Below are 256 nucleotides of genomic sequence, written 5' to 3'. Positions count from 1 at the left end.
TACGGATCAAAGCTTGTTTGCCAGCTCCCCGTAGCTTTTCGCAGGCTACCGCGTCCTTCATCGCCTGTGATCGCCAAGGCATCCACCACATGCACTTGTTCGCTTGACCCTATAACGAGTCTGTCTCGTTACAGGTTGAGTTCTCGCGTTGTGCCGTATTCCAATTGAGTCAAACTTAGAGTTCGAATCATCTTGAGATACATCGATACAATCACAACCCGGATAGTTTCCACGTCCATCTCAAGACGCTTCCGCT

Annotated in this window: 1 rRNA gene; it reads right to left on the bottom strand. The window is 49.6% G+C overall.

Annotated features, from left to right (window positions below):
* Positions 1-109 (bottom strand): 23S ribosomal RNA (locus DPV79_RS41840); the annotation flags it as partial.
* Positions 110-256: the final 147 nt, after the last annotated feature.

The organism is Burkholderia reimsis (assembly GCF_003294055.1).
In the GTDB taxonomy this organism is placed as follows: Bacteria; Pseudomonadota; Gammaproteobacteria; order Burkholderiales; family Burkholderiaceae; genus Burkholderia; species Burkholderia cepacia.
The sequence above is the reverse complement of the archived record's forward strand: the minus strand, read 5'-3'. Positions and strand labels throughout refer to the sequence as shown.